The sequence below is a fragment of the Cupriavidus sp. MPR-AND1C genome (assembly GCF_058809705.1).
In genome coordinates, this window is the sequence record NZ_JBXASU010000008.1 from 1 (window position 1) to 18,753 (window position 18,753).

The window sequence follows — 18,753 nt, forward strand, 5'->3', positions numbered from 1 at the left end:
GTCATGGTGGTGGCGGTCATGGAGGTGGCGGCGGCCATGGTGGCCACGGCGGCCGATAACAGCGCGCCCAAACAGCCCTCGCGACGCACACTGGCAAACGGGTTCAGCCAGCCTGGAAATTCTGGCCATTGCCGGGCACGCCGGCGTGGCCCAGAATTTCGCGCACCCCCTGTCCATGCGGGCAGCTGCGATTCATACAAGAAACCAGGAGACCACCATGCGCGACTACGCCGAGGCTATCGCCGGCTTTTCCTATGAGGCATCGATCTCGGAGTGCCTGAGCGGCAAGCTCGATGCCATCAACGCCTGCGTCGAATGCTGCGACCGCCATGCACTGCCAGGGCGCATCGCGCTGTTCTGGGAGAGCCGCGACGGCACCAGCGAGACCTATACCTTCAGCCAGTTGCAGAAGCTCTCCGCGCAGTTCGCCAGCTTTCTCGCGGCGCAGGGCATCGGCCCCGGCGACCGTGTGGCTGGCCTGCTGCCGCGCACCCCGGAGCTGCTTGTCACCATCCTCGGCACCTGGCGCGCGGGCGCGGTCTACCAGCCATTGTTCACAGCCTTTGGCCCCAAGGCCATCGAGCATCGCCTGCAAACCTCCGGCGCCCGGCTCGTGGTCACCGACGGCGCCAATCGCGGCAAGCTCGATGAGGTGGAGAACTGCCCCCAAGTACTCACCGTTGGCGGCGCCAAAGGCCGCGGTATCGCGCGCGGAGACTTCAGTTTCTGGGCAGAGCTTGAGCGCCAGCCGGTCCGGTTCGATCCGGTCATGCGCACCGGCGACGATCCCTTCCTGATGATGTTTACCTCCGGCACCACCGGCCCCGCCAAGCCGCTGCTGGTACCGCTCAAGGCCGTGGCTGCGTTCGCGGGCTATATGCGCGACGCGGTCGACCTGCGCCCCGAGGATGCCTTCTGGAACCTCGCCGACCCTGGCTGGGCCTATGGCTTGTACTACGCGGTGACCGGGCCTCTGGCCCTGGGCCATCCCACCACGTTCTATGACGGCCCATTCAGCATCGAGAGCACATGCCGGATGATCGACAAGTACGGCATCACCAACCTGGCCGGCTCGCCCACCGCCTATCGCCTGCTGATCGCGGCGGGGCAGGCCGTGGCCGGCCCGCTGCGCGGCAAGCTGCGCGCGGTCAGCAGCGCGGGCGAGCCACTTAACCCGGAAGTGATCCGCTGGTTCGCCGACCAGCTCGGCGTCACCATCCACGATCACTACGGCCAGACCGAGCTCGGCATGGTGCTGTGCAATCACCACGCGCTGCGCCATCCCGTGCACCTGGGCGCGGCCGGCTTCGCCAGCCCGGGCCATCGCGTGGTGGTGCTGGACGACGACGCACGCGAGTTGCCGGCCGGCCAGCCTGGCACGCTCGCGCTGGATATGTCGAAGTCTCCGATGGCCTGGTTCGCCGGCTACCACGGCACGCCCACCGGCGCCTTCGTCGGCCAGTACTACCTGAGCGGCGACACCGCGGAGCTGAACCCCGATGGCAGCATCAGCTTTATCGGACGCGCCGACGATGTCATCACCACCTCCGGCTACCGCGTCGGCCCGTTCGACGTGGAGAGCGCGCTGATCGAGCATCCGGCGGTGGTCGAGACCGCGGTCATCGGCAAGCCCGATCCGGAACGCACCGAACTGATCAAGGCTTTTGTCGTTCTCGGCCCGGAATACAAGGCGAGCCCGGAGCTGGCCGAAGAACTGCGCCTGCACGTGCGCAATCGCCTCGCGGCCCACGCCTATCCCCGCGAAATCGAGTTCGTGCCCGAGTTGCCGAAGACACCGAGCGGCAAGGTCCAGCGCTTTATCCTGCGCAACCAGGAAGTGGCGCGGCAGCGCGAGGCGCAGGCGTAGCGCAGCCGGCACGGCTGCCGGCACAGCAAAACACGGGGGGGCGCTGCCTGGCAGCGCCCTTTTTCCATTCTCCCGTGTCCACGTGTGGCTGGAAGCGCTTTTTTGACGGGCCGCTGAAGATGTCCAATCTTATCGAACAAGATTGCCAACTCTTTCGTACGGCTTATTGCCCTGCGCTGTCCATACTCCATTCACACCACCACAACACGTTCTCAGGAGAACACCATGAATCGCTTCGAAGGCAAAACCGTACTGGTCACTGGCGGCAACAGTGGCATGGGCCTGACTACCGCGCAGGCATTTGCCGCCGAGGGCGCGCGCGTCATCGTGACGGGCCGGGATACCGCGACGCTGGAGGCAGCCAAGCCCACGCTGGGCGCCAACGCGCTGGCCATCCAGAATGACGCCGGCACCGTGGCCGCAGCCCGCGCGCTGGCAAAACGCCTCGACGATGAAGGCATCAAGCTCGACGCCGTATTCATCAACGCGGGCATCGCCAGGTTCGCGCCGCTGCCGGATGTCGAAGAATCGATGTGGGACCAGACCTTCGATACCAATGTGAAGGGTCCCTTCTTCCAGATCCAGGCGCTGGTGCCGCTGTTCAATCCAGGCGCATCGATCGTGCTCAACGGGTCCATCAATGCGCACATCGGCATGCCGTCATCCGCCGTCTATGCGGCCAGCAAGGCTGGCCTCATATCGCTGGCCAAGACACTCTCGGCCGAACTGCTGCCGCGCGGCGTACGCGTCAATGTGCTCAGCCCGGGCCCGGTGACCACGCCGCTCTACGGCAAGCTCGGCCTGGACGCCGACGCCCTCGCCAACACCGCCGCCCAGATCAAGAGCCAGATTCCGCTCGGCCGCTTTGGCGAGACGAAAGAAATCGCGGCAACGGTGCTGCATCTCTCGGCCACCGAGTCGGCGTTCATCGTCGGCACGGAGATCATCGTCGACGGCGGCATGAGCCAGTTGTGAGGCTCGAGCGGGCTCAACCGACTTTACTGGCTTGACTGACTTATCTGACTTATCTGACCTGACATCAGCAAGGAGCACTGAACACCATGAGCGAAAGCATCGCCTTTATCGTCCACCTGCCGGGTAAGCCAGAGCATCGCGACGAACTCGAATCCAGCTTGCTGCAAGTGCTGGAGCAAATGGCCAAGGAGCCGGATTTCGTCAACACCTACCTGCATCGCTCGGTCGAAGACCCCGATACGCTGGTGCTCTACGAGACCTGGGCTTGCAGCCCCGCGTATTTCCAGACGCATCACTTGAGCCGGCCCTATCGGCAGGCGTATGAGCAGGCATTGCCGACGCTGCTCAAGCGCGAGCGCACGCTGGAATTCCTCAAGCCGCTGCGCGCGTTCGAAAAGCCGGCGGCATAAGCTCGGGCAGCTGACGTTGCCTTGATGGCGGGAGCCGGAAGACGAAGAAGACGATCATCCGGAAGTGGAGGCCTCGGTCTTTGCGCCCGCCCCGGATCGTCATCGGGATTCCATATGGAGCGCGCCAGGAGGACAGGCAGGCGCATGCCGGCCGCCGCATGTCGTGAAAAAACGTGCGATTACCGATTACCGATTGCCGATTGCCAACAGAGAGGCCAGAAAGTCCCTGGATTGGCGGGGGCGGCAGGGTACTACCGCAAGCACCCCCCACACGGTTGGGTATACCCATGTCGACCTTGCTGCACAGCAGCAAGCGGCATACTCCGTTTATTCGGGTATCTCCCTAGGGGCTATCCAAATAGGGGGCTCTAGAATCTGCCCTTGGATGGTGCACTGCGCAAATCAGTGATGCCGCCGCCTTTCCGAATCTCACATTCGACCCGTTTGCCGCGACGGCACATCCCGTGCATGTCGGCCTGGCTGCCGGGCGATACACAGGAGAACACGCATGTTCGTTTTTTCGTCCGACCAGTTCGCTGAAGCCCAGAAAGCCCATTTCGCCAACCTGTTCGCGCTGACGAATACGGCTTTCGACGGTTTCCAGAAACTGGCCGAGCTGAACCTGCAAGCCGTGAAGTCGAACCTGGCGGAGAGCCAGGAGAACGTGCAGGCGGCCTTGTCCGGTGGCGACCTGAAGGATGTCTTCAGCGCACAGGGTAAGTTCGCGCAGCCGGCAGCCGACAAGGCGCTTGCGTATGCCCGCCATGTGTACGAGATTGCCTCGGCCACGCAGGCCGAGCTCACCAAGACGGTGGAGGCGCAATACGAACAGCACAACCGCAGCGTGCAGACTTTCGTCGATACGTTCGTGAAGAATGCGCCGGCCGGATCGGAGGCGCTCACCGCCCTGCTGCAGCAGACGGTTGCCGCCGCCAACAACACCTACGAATCGGTGCAGAAGGCCTCGAAGCAAGCGGCTGAAACGGTGAAGTCCAACATCGAAGCATCGACCGCGGCCGCGACTGGCGCAGTCCAGCAAAGCGCACGCCGCGCTGTCAAGGCGTAAAGCACGCCCGCGCAGCGCGGCCTTCCCGTGCTGCGCGGGAGATTCGCGCATTGCCTTCGGCTACGCCGGGCGCCTTGGAGGCCGTTTCAGAATGATGCGAAGCGGTTCTGGCCAGGCGCGCGGCCGCAGACCGTACAAGTGGATCGGCCAAGGCCGCGCAACGACGCCTGAATCTCTTTGAGATGGCTCGCGCTTACTTGCCCTTCGGCTTCATCAGGTTTTTCGCCTCTTCGATATTCTGCTCCGCGCGCCTGGTAATCACGGCCAGCGCCTCGGCCTGCGATTTCTGCGCCATCTCCGCCAGTTCACGCATATTGTTGAACGCCTTCTGCAGGCCCTGCTGAACGAACTCGCCCTGCTTGGCCATGGCCTCGGCCGGGTTGCCGCCGGTGGTCATCTGTTGCGCCGCCGACTGGATCTCCTGCATGGTCTTGCTCAGGATCTCCGTTTGCTTTTGCACCAGTGCCTGCATGCCTTCGTAGGCCACCTTGTTGGCCTCCGTGATGGCTTCGATATCCTTGCGCCGCGCTTCGATTACCGAAGTCATATCGACCCCGGGGAGCTTGTACTGCTCGAGCAACTTGCTGAAATCGGTGAACGGATTGGACGGTGTCGACATGATGCATCTCCTCGCTGGGGGTAGGTGAAGCAGGAAACTGGCCGCGCCGTGATCCGGATGCTTCTGCCCGATTGACTTCTCGATGGCGGGCGCGGTAGCGCAAGTGTAGCGCGTACCGCACGCCGCCAGGAGGGGAATGCGCCACCGTTTGCAGCCGAGCGCTCCCGAACTCACATCAGGCCAGCCCGGCCCTCACCATGCCTTCACCGGGCCGTTCGAATTCGATGAACGCTTCCTTGAAAACTATGAACTGGCTCGCGCCGGGGGCCGCCGATACACTCGCCCGCACCATAACGAATTGTCTTGCGGAGACCCCATGCTTCATCAGGCCCTGGCCGGCATCAAGGTGCTGGATTTGTCCCGGATATTGGCCGGCCCATGGTGCACGCAGAACCTGGCCGACCTGGGCGCCGAAGTCACCAAGGTAGAACGCCCCGGCCTCGGCGACGATACGCGCGGCTGGGGCCCGCCCTACCTGCACCCGCCCGAAGGCAGCGCTGACGGCGATGGCGAGACAGGCCTCTCCGCCTACTTCATCTGCTGCAACCGCGGCAAGCAATCCGTGGCCATCGACTACGCCACCCCGGAAGGCGCCGCGCGGATCCGGAAACTTGCGCTGCAGGCCGACGTGCTGGTGGAGAACTACAAAGTTGGGACGCTGCGCCGCTACGGCCTGGACTATGAGTCGCTCAAGGTGCTCAACCCGCGGCTGGTCTACCTGTCGATCACCGGTTTCGGCCAGAGCGGCCCGATGGCCGACAAGCCCGGTTACGACTATGTGTTCCAGGGCATGGGCGGGCTGATGAGCTACACCGGGCACCCCGACGGCGAGCCTGGCGCCGGCCCGCTGCGCACGGGCGTGGCGGTGGTGGACCTGACCACCGGCATGTATGCCACCTCGGCGGTGCTGGCAGCCTTGCTGCGCCGTCACGCCACCGGCGAAGGCGAGTACCTGGATATCGCCCTACTCGACGTGGCAGTCGCGCTCAATGCCAACCAGGCCTCCAACTACCTGGTGTCCGGCAAGGCGCCGCAACGCAGTGGCAATGCGCATCCCAACTGCGCGCCATACGAGGTATTCCGCTGCGCGGATGGCCACCTGATCCTCGCCATCGGCAACGACGCGCAATTCGCGCGCTTGTGCGAAGTGGCCTGCCTCGGCGCGCTGGCAACGGACCCACGCTACGCCAGCAACGCGGGGCGCATTGCCAACCTGCCGGCGCTGCGCAAGCTGCTCACCGACGTGTTCCCCACCCGCGACCGGCAGAGCTGGACGCAAGCCTTCGACGCGGCCGGCGTGCCATGGGGCCCGATCCACTCCATGGAAGAAGTGTTTGCGCATCCGCAGGTCTCGCACCGGCAACTGGTGCAGCAAGCCGAGCACCCGGTGCTTGGCCGCGTGCCGATGATCCGCAACCCCATGCTGGCCGGCAGCGGCGCGCAAGCACTGGCGCCACCGCCGCTGCTCGATGAGCACGGCAGGCGTAACGGCAGCTAGTACCTGCGCGCCGACACCTAAAAAAAAACCGTCCGGAGACATCGCTTGAACAAACACATCATCGCCACCACCCTGCTCGCCGGCCTGAGCCTTGCCAGCGGCGCGCACGCCTCGGCCTACCCCGACAAGCCCATCAAGCTGATCGTGCCCTACGCGGCCGGCGGCACCACCGACATCATCGCGCGCATCGTCGGCACCCGGCTCGGCGCCGTGCTCAAGCAGCCCGTCGTAGTGGAAAACCGCCCTGGCGCGGGCGGCGCCGTGGGCAGCGCCTATGCGGCCAAGCAGCCTGCGGACGGCTACACGCTGGTCATGGAAGTGGAGAGCTCGCATGCGGTCAACCCCAACGTGTACGCCAAGACAGCCTATGACCCCGTCAGCGATTTCGAACCCATCAGCAACCTCGCCGACGTGCCCAACGTGCTGGTGGTCAACCCCGCCTTCCCGGCCAGCGACCTGCCCGCCTTCATCAAGTTGCTCAAGGCCAACCCGGGCAAGTATTCGTTCGGATCTTCGGGCAATGGCGGCCTGAGCCACATGAATGGCGAGCTGTTCATGAACGAGACTGGCACCAGGATGCTCCACGTGCCCTACAAGGGCCTGGGCCCCGCGCTCAACGATGCGGTGGCGGGCCAGATCCAGGTGGTGTTCGACAACATTCCCTCCTCCTCCAGCCTGATCCAGGGCAACCGCCTGCGCCCGCTGGCTGTGGCTGCCGGGAAGCGGCTGAAGGTACTGCCCAATGTGCCAACCTATGCCGAGGCCGGCCTGCCGGCCATGAACAATCCCTCCTGGTTCGGCCTGGGCGCGCCCGCCGGCACGCCGGCGGCTATCCTGGACAAGCTCAACGACGCAGTGCGGCAAGTGCTGGCCGATCCCGAGGTCGTCACCGCCATCGAGAAGCAAGGCGCCATTCCCGCACCGATGACGCGCAAGGCATTCGCCGAGCTGATCCGCGGCCAGAACGCGCACTGGAAGAAGGTCGTCGAAGATATCCATTTCACAAAACTGCAGTGAGTCCACGCCATGAGCCAAGCAGATAACAAGCCATACGCCGGCATCGAGATCAATGCGCTCGGCATCGCCACCCTCACCATCCGCGAGGCCGGCTCGCTCAATATCCTGAGCACGCCGGTCATCGCCGCACTGACCCAGGCCGTGGCCGAGCTCGCGGCCCGGGACGAGATCCGCGTGCTGATCGTGCAAGGCGCCGGAGAGAAAGGCTTTATCGGCGGCGCCGACATCAAGGAGATGGCCGCCCTGACCCGTGACAGCGCACAGCGCTTCATCAGTGGCCTGCGTGGCCTGTGCGACGCGCTGCGCCACTTCCCCGTGCCGGTGATCGCGCGCATGCCCGGCTGGTGCCTGGGCGGCGGCCTGGAACTCGCGCTGGCCTGCGACATCCGCGTCGCCGCGGACAACACCCATGTCGGCATGCCCGAGGTCAAGGTCGGCATTCCGTCGGTCATCCACGCCGCGCTGATGCCCCGCCTGATCGGCAACGCCCGCGCCGCATGGATGCTGCTGACCGGCGAGATCTCCGACGCGCGCGAAGCGCTGGCCTGGGGCCTGGTGAGCAAGGTGGTGCCGCTAGCCGAACTGGACGCCGAAATCGAACGCCTCGCCACGCTGCTGGCCGGCTTCGGCCCCGCCGTGGTGCGCCAGCAAAAGCGGCTGTTGCGCGAGTGGGAGGAGGCGCCGCTGGATGTGTCCATCAACAACAGCGTGGCGGAGTTTGGCAGTGCCTTCGAGACCGGGGAGCCGCAGCGGTACATGAACGCGTTCTTGCAGCGCAAGCGGTAAGAGGTACGCGGTAAGCAGTACGTGGGAAAAGCGGGCCAAGGGAGCCAGGACGGACTGTTCGCCGGCAGGAACAGTCTGTTCCGGGAACTCCCTTTTTTGCATTGTCCTTATGAGGCTACATTGACGCCGCTGCGATGCCCGAGCCCAAGGGGCGTCGCAAATCATAAGGAAATCAACGCAATGAAATCTCGTGCATGGCTGGCGCTGTTGCCGCTCATCCCGGGCGCCGCAATGGCGCAAGGCAGTATCACGCTTTACGGCGTGGTCGATGCCGGCATCGAATACCTGAGCCACGTGCCCAACGCCACCGGCGGCAGCAACTCCACGGTGCGCATGTCCGCCGGCAACCTCTCCACCTCGCGCTTCGGCCTGCGTGGCACGCAAGACCTGGGCAACGGCCTCAAGGGCGTATTCGTACTGGAGAACGGCTTCGACCTCGACACCGGCAAGGTCAACCAGGGCGGCCGCCTGTTCGGCCGCCAGGCCTTCGCCGGCCTGCAGGCCCGGTACGGCACCCTGACCCTCGGCCGCCAACAGACGCTGATGTACGATCTCTCGTCGGCGTTCGACCCGATGGTCATCTCGACCCGCTACTCCCTGCTGATGCACGACAAGTGGATGTCCGGCCGCGCAGACAACGCCATCAAGTTCACCGGCACCACTGGCGGCGTCTACTACGGCCTGTTCTACAGCACCGGCTACGACAGCACCGCCGGCGGCGAAATCGCCGGCGCATCCAAGGCGGGACGGGAATGGAGCGCCAGCTTGGGCTACGCCAACGGCCCCCTGTCCACGCGCGTGGCCTACGACGAAGTCCGCGGCAGCACGGTCACGCTGCAGGATAACCGCGAGCGCCGCGCCGCCGTGGCCGCGGCCTATGCCTTCTCGTCGGTCAAGGTGCTGGCGGGCTACCGCTACTACCGTGGCGACTTCACCACCAGTTCCCTGCGCACCAATCTCTACTGGGCCGGCGTGCAGTACCAGGCCACACCAGCCATTTCGCTGACCGGCGCTGCGTACTACACCGACGTGCGCAACTCGTCGGCCGATCCGCTGAGCTTTGTCTTATCCGGCACCTACGCACTGTCCAAGCGTACCGATCTCTACACGATCCTCGCTTACGCGAAGAACCGCGATGGGTCTGCGATGGGATTGTCCGGGTTCGGGCCGTCGCTGAATGCCAATGCGACAACGCTGGTGAATACCACGGAGCAAGTCGGCGCCGGGCAGAGCCAGGTGGGTGCGATCGTGGGCATGCGGCATCGGTTCTGAGCCGCTCTTCTTGGGTTGCTCGCCCAGCGCAAAACGCTTTATCGACCTTGGCCCGCGCTTAAGCGGGCTTTTTTTTCGGCCAGACAGCTTCTGGCGAAAGCGCTGGCCGGCCGGCGGCCTGAGGCCGCCAGCCACGAACTATCGCGGTGCGACCGCGACCCTTTCCTCGCTGCGCGTGTGGCGTGCGACCTCGCCCGCCTCCAGACGCAACGGCTTGCGGCCAAAGCTCGTATAGAGGGGGAGCTGGTCGCTGTAGTGCGGTGAGCGCGTGCCATCCGGCGCGACGAACCCGCTCTGCCCCGGCGCCACCACATCCCATGCCTGCGTCTTGCCGGCAGCGGCGGCACTGCCGAACACGATCAGGTCATTCTCCGTCCCGCGGTTCTGGTACTCCGGCACGCGAATGGCTTCGGCCGCATCCGCCTGCGGAATGCCGAAGAAGTTGTTCGCGCGGAAGGTGAGCATCACGGCTGGCGGTTGCCAGCGGGCGATATCGTCCCCGTACCTGGCCGACAGCGATGTCCAGGTGTCGCCCAGTGCGGCGCGAATGACATCGTCCGGCGCGGCGCCGCCAAACAGGTCCACGCGCTGGGGAATGGCCGAGCGAGATCCGAGCAACGCCTCGTAAAGAACCTTGCTGCCCGTGCTGAGGTTCAGCGAGCCGGTGGGTCCATCCTGCGTCGTCTCGTAGCCGCTGGCCATGTACCACTTGTCGAACGGCGCGGGAACCGCCTTGACGACGGTCCTTGCCAGCATCGACGTGAGCCAGGCGTTCATGATGGCCGAGCCGGGCTGGGCGTACTTTCCAGTGTCGCGCGGGTCGTCGTTGATGCCGTTCCAGCCCGCCAATGTATCGGCGAGGCGGCGGCGCGGATCATCGGCGGGCAGCGCCGCCGCGGCATTGCGGATGAACGGCAGGAAGTGCCGCACGTTCAGGTCCGAGCGGCTGGTGTCCTTCAGGATCTGCCAGGCATCGTCGCTGTCGAGCGTCGCGTGCGCCTCGATGCGATGCTGGATTTCGACATTGCGGTCCGCCGCGCCCCACAGGAAGGCAAACAGATCAGAGGCCGGGTAGCCCTGCTCAGGCGAGTTGTTCCAGTTGGCGATATAGCCGGAGTGCGGGTTGTAGACCTGTGGGTTGGTGGAGAACGGCAGCACGCCGCGCCAGTCCCATTCCCCGGTGCCGGGCACGGGCAGGCGCGGATCGTGGCCCGTGCGACGATGTGGATAGGCGCCGGTGTGTGCGTATCCGATATTGCCCTGGCGGTCCGCGTAGTACCAATTGATGGTCAGGGCCTGTCGTGCGGCCTGCGCGGTCCAGCTCTTCCAGTCATGCGCCTGCGCCTGATGGGTCCACGCCAGGAGCGACTGCACTTCCTTTCCGCTCCAGGCGCGTGCCTTGGCATAGGCAGTTTGCGTGGCGTCGTCCCGCTGCATGACGATGCCGTGCACGGTGCGGTAGACGGTGAGTGTCACAGGCGCGCCATCCTTGACGTGGATGATCTCGGCGCGCTTTTGCATCTGCACCCACTTGCCGTTGTGCCAGTAGAAGTCAGGCCGAGCGGGGTCGACGCGCTCGGCGAACATGTCGATGTCGTCGCCAAAGCCGGCAGTCGATCCCCATGAGATCTTGCCGTTGTGGCCAAACAGGATGCAAGGGTAGGCAAACGGCGTATTGCCGACGATATCGAAGCCCGCGCCATGCAGGCCGATACCGTAGGTGTAACCCGGGTTGAACCAGCCAAACTGTGGCCCGTTGAGCATGATCGCCTTGGCGCCGCGCGCACGCTGCTTGCCGATCACCCACATATTGCTGGTGGTCGGGAAGCCGGCGGGGCCGTTGGCGCCGCTCTGCGCATACTGGGCGAACACGGTGTCGCGGTTGGCCTGCGTGTCGAGCGCGAGCAGCATGCCGTCATCGCCGCGCGCGGGCCGCTGCGCCATCGGCGGCGGTCCGTCGTAGCGTGGCAATGCGTAGGCAAGTTCGCCGGTGCCTGCCGGGGCGCCGAGCCGTATCGGGTAAGTACGCTCGCCGGCCGCGATGGTGGTGACCGCCTTTGGATTGACGAGCCACTTCAACTGCGTGAACAGGTCCATGCCACGCGCTTCACCATACCGGTCTTTCAGGGCGGTAAGCAACGCCAGGTTGTCCACCTCGCTGGTGCTGTCGGAGAAGCGGTTCGCCATGGTGCCGACGAACACCATCGCCACGTCGAATGCGCTCCAGTCTGACGGCTTGAAGCCCGCATCGTTGAACTGCTTTGGCATCAAGGTGTCAGGCCGCGCACGAACCTGCGCGATCCACGCATTCATCCCGGCGGCATAGCCATCGAGGATGTCGCGCTCCCTCTTCGGCAAGGCCGCGATTTGTTGCTCGATCGCCGCGGGCCAGTAGTTGCCGCGCGTGGCCAGGTCGAACTTGACGAACTTATCGCCCAACACCTCGGCCACCGTTCCTTGCGTGCTGCGCTTTGCCATCTCCATCTGGAACAGCCGGTCTTGCGCGACGGCGTAGGCATAGCCATAGAAAAGCTTGTAGGCGGTATCCGCGTAGATATGCGGCACGCCATACTCGTCCCGCTTGATCACGACCTGCTGCGCGGCATGGGACGAGGCCGCATGCGCCGTCGCAAGACCAATGGGAATATCCGCGATGCCGCCGAGGGCGAGGATGACGGCAGTCGATGCAATGCGGGCAAGGCGGGGGCGCAGGGTCATGATGTCTCCGGAGTCATTTTTCTTTATGGCGCCGGCACATCCTAAAATAAACCGACCGGGCGGTCAATTAATTAAGGGGCGTATCCCAGCCCGGAAGGAACGCGTCGGAATGGAGCGTCCTGGCCCATGAAATTCAGTCAACGTCACTTCCGGGATCGGTGACAGACGGCACTTTGCATCGTTGAAGCGACAGTACCCTGGCGCGCCTGGCGGAATGCTTGCGAAGTCATTCCCGACTCGCCCACCAGGGGTATGCACTCGGGCGCCAGAACGGCGGAAAGAGGGTGTCTCTGAGCCCTATGGCAAATTTCTGCCGGGAAGCGAAGGCGTCCTTCCGCGCGCGCCACTGGCGCGCACTGCTTGCCGGTCGATGGCTCGTGTGCGGTTCCTGTCCCGGCCTGCTGCCTTGCGCCCATGGCTGTCGGGCAGGCTGCGGCCGCCCAGGTAAGTGTCGGCGCGGCCACTGAAAGCGCCGAGCCTGACTTCCTCGCCCATCCCCCCGACAACATGCTGCGCCTGGGCGGCTCCCGAGGTCGCTGCCAGCATGGCAATCGCCATCAAGGCAAACGAGTAGATCTTGTTCATGCGCTTTTTCCTGCGTTTCATGTTGCACGGCATGCCGCCGTACTGGCGGCCGCAATGTTTTGGGGCTCGGGGAGCATAGTGCGACGGGCCTCCCTCGGTTGTAATCAATTGTTAATACCTGGCAGGTGCGAGGGCGCAAAGCCACAATGCGCACGGCCCGGTGCGTGCTGGCCCGGCTATGGCGCCGAGATGTGGTTGTCCTTGATCACCTTGGACCAGACGGTGGACTCGCGTTTGAGCAAGCCGCGCAATTCGGCTGGGTCACCACTCTGGGGCTCCGCTCCCATGCCCACCAGTTTCTCCCTCACCTCCGGCGCCGCCATCGCGGATCGCACTGCGCTCCTCAACGCCGCCAGCGCTTGCGGCGGCGCCTTGCCGGTGGCGAACACGCCGAACCAGCCCATGGCCTGGAAATCAGGCACGCCGGAGGCTGCGACGGTAGGCAAGTCCGGCAGCAACGGCGTGCGGGCCGGACTCGTCACGGCGACTCCTCGCAACTGCCCGCTCTTGATGTATGGCGTCAGGATGGCGACATTGTCGATGCCAGCCTGCAGCCGGCCGGCAAGCAGGTCGGGCATCAGGGCGCCAGTGCCCTTGTAAGGCACGTACTGCATGTCGACGCCGGCTTTGGTCTTGATCAGTTCCCAACCGAGATGCTGGGCGGTGCCAGGGCTGGATCCCGCGTAGGAGATCTTTCCGGGATTTGCCTTGGCGTACGCAATCAGTTCAGGGAGCGTTTTCACCGGCAGCGACGGATGCACGACCATCACATACGGGGAAGTGGCCACAATCCCAAGAGGCTCGAGGTCCTTTTCCGGTTCCAGCCTGGTGGCCGCATACAGCGCGCGATAGGTCGCCAATTGCGACGAAGCCATCAACACGGTGTAGCCATCCGCCGAGGCCTTCGCCACGCTCTCCGCCGCGATCAGGCCACTGGCACCGGTGCGGTTCTCGACCACCACACTCTGGCTCAGCGACTGACTCATCCTGGCAGCGATCAGCCGGGCGATCACGTCAGTGGTCCCGCCCGCCGGCGTGCCCACCAGCATGCGAATGGGTGCGGTCGGGAACTTGGCTTGCGCGGTGGCGGCGCCACCGGCACAAGCCATCAGAAGCGCCGCCACGCAGCGTAGCGTCGTGATCCTGTTTCGCATCATGTCTCCGTCTATATCGCATCTTTATCATTGCACCGGCCCGGCACGCTTGCCGGTTACCGCTTGGCGCCGAACTCCGCCTGCTCCCGGGTCCACCCGGCCACTTGACCGCTCAGGCTCACACCGATCCCCGGCCGCGTCGGCACCAGCATGCGGCCGTCCTTGATTTCGAGGCGTTCGTTGAACAATGGCTCCAGCCATTCAAAGTGCTCAACCCACGGCTCGCGCGGGTACGCTGCCGCGAGGTGGACATGCAACTCCATGGCAAAGTGAGGGGCAATCATCAGTCCCGCGTGATCGGCCAGCGTTGCCACCGTCAGGAAGGGCGTGATGCCGCCCACGCGCGGGCCATCGGGCATCAGGTAATCGGCTGCGCGATGGCGAATCAGGTCCCAGTGCTCTGCCACGCTCGTCAACATCTCGCCGGTGGCGATCGGCGTGTCGAACTGGGCGGCCAATGCGGCATGGCCTTCGGAGTCGTAGGCGTCCAGCGGCTCTTCGATCCAGATCAGGTTGAACTGCTCCAGGATGCGGCACATGCGCTGCGCGGTCGGCCGGTCCCACTGCTGGTTGGCATCGACCATCAGCGCAAAGCCATCACCCAGGTGTTTGCGCACTGTCTCTACCCGCTGGATGTCGGCGGCGCAGTCGGGCTGCCCCACCTTCAGCTTGATGCCGCCGATGCCCTTCTCCACCGATTTGCTCGCGTTCATCAGGAGCTGGTCGAGCGGCGTATGAAGAAAGCCACCCGAGGTGTTGTAGCACTTCACCGAGTCGCGGTGCGCACCGAGGAGCTTCGCCAGCGGCAAGTTGGCGCGCCTGGCCTTGAGGTCCCACAGCGCAACGTCGAATGCGCCAATGGCTTGCGTGGCCAAGCCGCTGCGCCCAACGGATGCACCCGCCCAGATCAGCTTGTTCCACAGCCGCGCGATGTCGTTGGCATCCTCGCCGATCAGCGCCGGCGCGATCTCCCTGGCATGTGCGAATTGCCCGGGTCCCCCGGCCCGCTTGGCGTAGCTGAATCCGAGCCCCTTGTCGCCACCTTCCGTCTCGATCTCGGCAAAGAGTATCGCGATCTCGGTCATCGGCTTCTGTCTGCCGGTCAGCACCTTGGCGTCGCTGATGGGCGTCGCGAGCGGCAGGTACACCGACGAAAGCCGGATCGATGCGATGTTGTCGTTTGCGCCGGTCTTCGGCTGGTGCTGCGTGGTCATGCTTGTGCTCCTGATTCCTTGAGATACGGCCCACCGGGGCCGCCTGGTGATGCATGGTGACGCCTGGTGCCGGCCCTACTCGACCATTGCACCGGATTCCCTGACGGTCTTGCCCCATTTCTCTATTTCCGCCTTGACGAACTCGTTCGCCTTGGCGGGTGAACTGCCGACCACGACGAAACCTGCGGCCTCCAGTTTTTCCTTGACCTTGGGATTGGCCATCGCCTTTTCCGATGCGGCGGCTAGCCTGTCGATGATGGCCTTGGGTGTACCTGCGGGGGCTGCCAGGCCGAACCAGGAGACCGCCGAGAAACCGGGGAAGCCGGACTCGGCGATGGTCGGCACGTTCGGATACGACGGGTTCCGCTCGGCGCTGAATACGGCAATCGGCCGCAGCTTGCCTGACTTGACGTACGGCAGCAGAACGTCCTGGTTCAGCGTGAGGATGGGCACATGCCCGGCGAGCGTGTCGCTGATGGCAGCGGCGCCGCCCTTGTAGGGCACGGGCGTGATCTTGAATCCTGCGGCGGACTCGAGCATCTGCATGCCCAGGTGGTTCGAAGACCCGTTGCCGGAATTGGCAGCCTGGTACTTTCCAGGCGAGGCCTTGACGAGCTTGAGGAATTCCTGAATGGTCCTGGCCGGAAACTCAGGGTTCACCACCAGCACATTCGGCCCGGTCGCCAGCAAGGAAATGTGGGCGAAATCCTTGTCCGCGTACGGCAGCTTGTTGTAGAGGCCGTAGTTGATCGCATTCGAACCCACGCCAGAGATCAACAGGGTGTAGCCGTCTGGCACCGCGCGCGCCACCGCCACGGAGCCAATGCCGCCATTAGCGCCGCCCTTGTTCTCCACGACGAACGACTGTCCGAGCTGGGCCTGCAGTTCTGCGGCCAGGATCCGGCCCATTGCGTCGGAGCTGCCCCCCGCGGGGAACGGCACAACGATGTTCACTGGCTTGGCGGGATATGGCTGCTGCGCTGCCGCCGGCAACGCCAGCGTGGCAGCGGCGAGCGCCACGCAAATCAAGGGAACGCAACGGCGCGCCTGCGCCTGGCAAATCATGGTCATGGGTGTCTCCTGCCTGATGGACTGGGCTGCCTCATGCGTAACAGGGCGAGCCCTTCTACTCGTTGCCAATGCGCTCTTCATCAACCAGACACGCAAAGTGTTAGCGCTAACATTTCAAGACGAACCACTTGGGCGTTTCGCCTGCCGATCAACAACGGCTGTATGTTAGCGCTACCATACGGCGGATTCAAGGCTTAACTTCGCGGGGAAATCCCTAACCGCACTCAAGTCGTGCTCTTGGATTTGCTTTTTGAGGTGCTTCTTCTTTCGATGATGCTGAAACCGACATCGACAACGGTCTCGGACCCAGCGGACTCCGTCTTCTCGATCCTGGCGACCAGGAAACGCGCGGCGCGAATGCCGATCGCCTTCCCATCGATGCTGACGGAACTGAGTGTCGGAGACAACTCGGCGGCGAAATCGTAGTCACCGAACCCCATCACCGCGAGTTGATCCGGAACAGCAATGCCCCGCTCTTGCGCCTCCACGACGACCCCCTGCGCCAAGGGATCGGAGCTGCAGACCACGACGTCCAGCCCAGGGGCACGTTCCAGCAGCTTGGCAAAATGCCGCTTGCCCAAGCCCATGGTGGTTGGGACCGGCACTGACTCGAGGGGCACGTCGCTGATGCCGTGCCTGGCCAACGCCGCAAGCAAGCCGCTGCGGCGAACGTCGCCACGCTGGTCATTGGCGAACACGAGTCCGAATCGCCGATACCCCTTGCCCAACAGATACTCCGCCACGGCCTCCCCGACCTGCTCGTGGGAAAATCCAACCAGCATGTCCATTGGCGAGGGACTCATATCCCAGGTCTCGACCAGCGGCATGCCGGATTTGAGCAGTCGGGTGCGCGTGGTGTCGGTATGCACCGTGCCGGTCAGCACAATGCCATCGGGACGGCGGCTCAGGATGGCGTCCAGCAATTCCTGCTCGCGCGACACGTCGTATCCGGAAAGGCCGAGCATCACCTGGTATCCGGACTTGCCGAGTTCGTCCGTGAGCGCCTGCGTGACTTGGGCGAACATGGAATTCGCGATGGTCGGCACCACTACCGCAACGAGCCGGCTACGGCGTGAAGCCAGTCCCCCTGCGAGCAGGTTCGGCACATAGCCAGTGCGCTCGATGGCACCTTTCACCACTGCGAGCGTGCGAGGCGAAACCCGTTCCGGGTTGTTCAGGACCCGCGACACCGTCATGGCAGATACGCCAGCGATGCTGGCGACATCGGCCACCGTGGCGCTGCCGGTTGCTCGGGGCGAGCTGCGAGCGTGCGGCAACGCTGCCGGTGTCTTGCCGCTGCCCTCTTCGCTGGGCGGGTTGCCCTCAATGGCTTTTTTTGCCTGCTTCATCGCTTCTGCTGGTAGTTGTGCCGGGGACCGGATAGTTGCTTCCGAGCGCCGCACTCGCAGAGTATACCCACCTGGCCAGGCAGACCCGACGACCCCGGAATCGGTACCGCGGCGCAGCGCCGCGCGCATGGCTTTCGCGCCGTTTCCGAGCAGCCGAACCTACAGAATCGCGGTGCCGCTGCCGTTAATGGAGACGGCCGTCTACGACAAGCCCTTCGCCCCGATAGATCTCGCGATCCATGAATCCCAACCGGCCAGACCAGACCCGACCGATTACCTTCCAGTGGGCGCTAGCGCTCACCTTCGTGGCCTGGTTTGTCGAGGTGATATTGACCATGTTGCTGCGCCCGGCCTTGCTGCGCAACGGCATGCAGCCGATGGCCGCTGCCAGCCTCATCCGCGTGGCCTGCTACGGGCTGGTGTTCAGCACCTTGCTGCATGCCAGCGGGTTGAGCTATCGCAAGCTGTTCCACGAGGGCGGCGCCAGCGTGGCGGCCACGCTTGGCCTGTTGGGCCCGCCGATCCTGCTGATGGTGCCGCTGATCTTGCTGCTCGACGGCCTGGCCATGGTCGGCATAGAGGCGCTGCTCCCCTTTTCCGCCGACGACGCGCGCATGATCACGCAGATGACGAGCGGCGGCATCGGCATCTGGGTGCTGGTGTGCGTGATCGCGCCGTTCGTTGAGGAGATGTTCTTCCGCGGCATCCTGCTGCGCGGCATGCTGGGGCGGTACGCGCGTGCCGATGCCACGGTGTATTCGGCCTTCGTCTTCGGCGTGGCGCACCTGAACATCTACCAGTTCGTGATCGCATTCGCCATCGGGCTGTTCGCGGCGGCGCTCTATTGCCGCACACGTTCGCTGTGGCCCGGCATCGTCCTGCACGCGGGCCTGAACGCCGGCGTCATGATCTCAGCCGCGATGGCGCCCGACAGCACGGCGCTGGAAGCGCCGCTCAGCGTGTGGGCGTTAGCGGTTCCACTAGGGCTGGCCGGGGCCTGGATGCTGCGCCGGCTGCTGTGGTACCCGCGTGGCGCGGGTGCGGCCGAAGGCCAATCCTGACAGCCAGCTTCCTCCCTGCCGGCAATCCACGAGGCCGGCGCCTGGGCAAACTTCAGCATCGGCGTCGAAGCAACCGTTGAACACCAAAGCG

General features: G+C 64.6%; 16 protein-coding genes. 9 read left to right on the forward strand and 7 right to left on the reverse strand.

From position 1 onward, the window contains the following. Window positions 1-217 precede the first annotated feature (217 nt). The 4 genes from AC1RWI_RS06995 to phaP all read left to right on the forward strand — a co-directional run bounded on the left by AC1RWI_RS06995 (window position 218) and on the right by phaP (window position 4,318). Complete coding sequence (locus tag AC1RWI_RS06995) at window positions 218-1,867, forward strand: acyl-CoA synthetase (RefSeq protein ID WP_492865322.1); 1,650 nt, start codon at window positions 218-220, stop codon at window positions 1,865-1,867. Between the two features lie 225 nt (window positions 1,868-2,092). Next, a complete protein-coding gene (locus AC1RWI_RS07000; RefSeq protein ID WP_492865324.1) occupies window positions 2,093-2,842 on the forward strand; it encodes an SDR family oxidoreductase in 750 nt (249 codons plus the stop codon). Window positions 2,843-2,928: 86 nt separating this feature from the next. Then, window positions 2,929-3,252: a putative quinol monooxygenase gene (locus AC1RWI_RS07005; RefSeq protein WP_043353218.1), complete on the forward strand. Its 324-nt coding sequence runs from the start codon at window positions 2,929-2,931 to the stop codon at window positions 3,250-3,252. Between the two features lie 508 nt (window positions 3,253-3,760). Then, window positions 3,761-4,318, forward strand: coding sequence for a TIGR01841 family phasin (phaP, locus tag AC1RWI_RS07010; RefSeq protein ID WP_043353216.1), 558 nt, complete (start codon window positions 3,761-3,763; stop codon window positions 4,316-4,318). Window positions 4,319-4,511: 193 nt separating this feature from the next. Here the strand turns inward: phaP and AC1RWI_RS07015 are convergent, their stop codons facing one another. Continuing rightward, window positions 4,512-4,937, reverse strand: a complete 426-nt coding sequence (locus AC1RWI_RS07015; RefSeq protein ID WP_043353214.1) for a phasin family protein — start codon at window positions 4,935-4,937, stop codon at window positions 4,512-4,514. Between the two features lie 316 nt (window positions 4,938-5,253). Between AC1RWI_RS07015 and AC1RWI_RS07020 the strand changes: the two genes are divergently transcribed. The 4 genes from AC1RWI_RS07020 to AC1RWI_RS07035 all read left to right on the forward strand — a co-directional run bounded on the left by AC1RWI_RS07020 (window position 5,254) and on the right by AC1RWI_RS07035 (window position 9,510). After that, complete coding sequence (locus AC1RWI_RS07020; protein WP_492865327.1) at window positions 5,254-6,435, forward strand: CaiB/BaiF CoA transferase family protein; 1,182 nt, start codon at window positions 5,254-5,256, stop codon at window positions 6,433-6,435. Window positions 6,436-6,480: 45 nt separating this feature from the next. Then, window positions 6,481-7,452, forward strand: coding sequence for a Bug family tripartite tricarboxylate transporter substrate binding protein (locus AC1RWI_RS07025; protein WP_492865329.1), 972 nt, complete (start codon window positions 6,481-6,483; stop codon window positions 7,450-7,452). 9 nt (window positions 7,453-7,461) lie between these two features. Then, the gene (locus AC1RWI_RS07030; protein ID WP_043353207.1) at window positions 7,462-8,238 is read left to right on the forward strand and encodes an enoyl-CoA hydratase; all 777 of its coding nucleotides are present in this window, start codon (window positions 7,462-7,464) and stop codon (window positions 8,236-8,238) included. Window positions 8,239-8,418: 180 nt separating this feature from the next. Continuing rightward, a complete protein-coding gene (locus AC1RWI_RS07035) occupies window positions 8,419-9,510 on the forward strand; it encodes a porin (protein WP_043353205.1) in 1,092 nt (363 codons plus the stop codon). A 138-nt stretch (window positions 9,511-9,648) separates the two neighbouring features. Here the strand turns inward: AC1RWI_RS07035 and AC1RWI_RS07040 are convergent, their stop codons facing one another. The 6 genes from AC1RWI_RS07040 to AC1RWI_RS07065 all read right to left on the reverse strand — a co-directional run bounded on the left by AC1RWI_RS07040 (window position 9,649) and on the right by AC1RWI_RS07065 (window position 17,601). Continuing rightward, a complete protein-coding gene (locus AC1RWI_RS07040; protein ID WP_492865331.1) occupies window positions 9,649-12,228 on the reverse strand; it encodes a penicillin acylase family protein in 2,580 nt (859 codons plus the stop codon). Between the two features lie 297 nt (window positions 12,229-12,525). Continuing rightward, window positions 12,526-12,813, reverse strand: coding sequence for a hypothetical protein (locus AC1RWI_RS07045; protein ID WP_043353204.1), 288 nt, complete (start codon window positions 12,811-12,813; stop codon window positions 12,526-12,528). A gap of 176 nt (window positions 12,814-12,989) precedes the next feature. Further along, on the reverse strand, window positions 12,990-13,970 hold the full coding sequence (locus AC1RWI_RS07050) for a Bug family tripartite tricarboxylate transporter substrate binding protein (RefSeq protein WP_052494868.1): 981 nt from the start codon (window positions 13,968-13,970) through the stop codon (window positions 12,990-12,992). Window positions 13,971-14,023: 53 nt separating this feature from the next. Then, entirely contained in the window at window positions 14,024-15,181 is a 1,158-nt protein-coding gene (locus tag AC1RWI_RS07055) for an L-talarate/galactarate dehydratase (RefSeq protein ID WP_043353202.1), read from the reverse strand. A 75-nt stretch (window positions 15,182-15,256) separates the two neighbouring features. Beyond that, on the reverse strand, window positions 15,257-16,246 hold the full coding sequence (locus AC1RWI_RS07060) for a Bug family tripartite tricarboxylate transporter substrate binding protein (protein WP_492865474.1): 990 nt from the start codon (window positions 16,244-16,246) through the stop codon (window positions 15,257-15,259). Window positions 16,247-16,476: 230 nt separating this feature from the next. After that, window positions 16,477-17,601 carry a LacI family DNA-binding transcriptional regulator gene (locus AC1RWI_RS07065; protein ID WP_492865332.1) on the reverse strand — a complete coding sequence of 375 codons (1,125 nt, stop codon included), beginning with the start codon at window positions 17,599-17,601 and terminating at the stop codon, window positions 16,477-16,479. Window positions 17,602-17,840: 239 nt separating this feature from the next. On the opposite strand from AC1RWI_RS07065, the gene AC1RWI_RS07070 reads away from it, so the two are divergent. After that, window positions 17,841-18,662, forward strand: a complete 822-nt coding sequence (locus AC1RWI_RS07070; RefSeq protein ID WP_492865333.1) for a CPBP family intramembrane glutamic endopeptidase — start codon at window positions 17,841-17,843, stop codon at window positions 18,660-18,662. The last annotated feature ends 91 nt before the right edge of the window (window positions 18,663-18,753 follow it).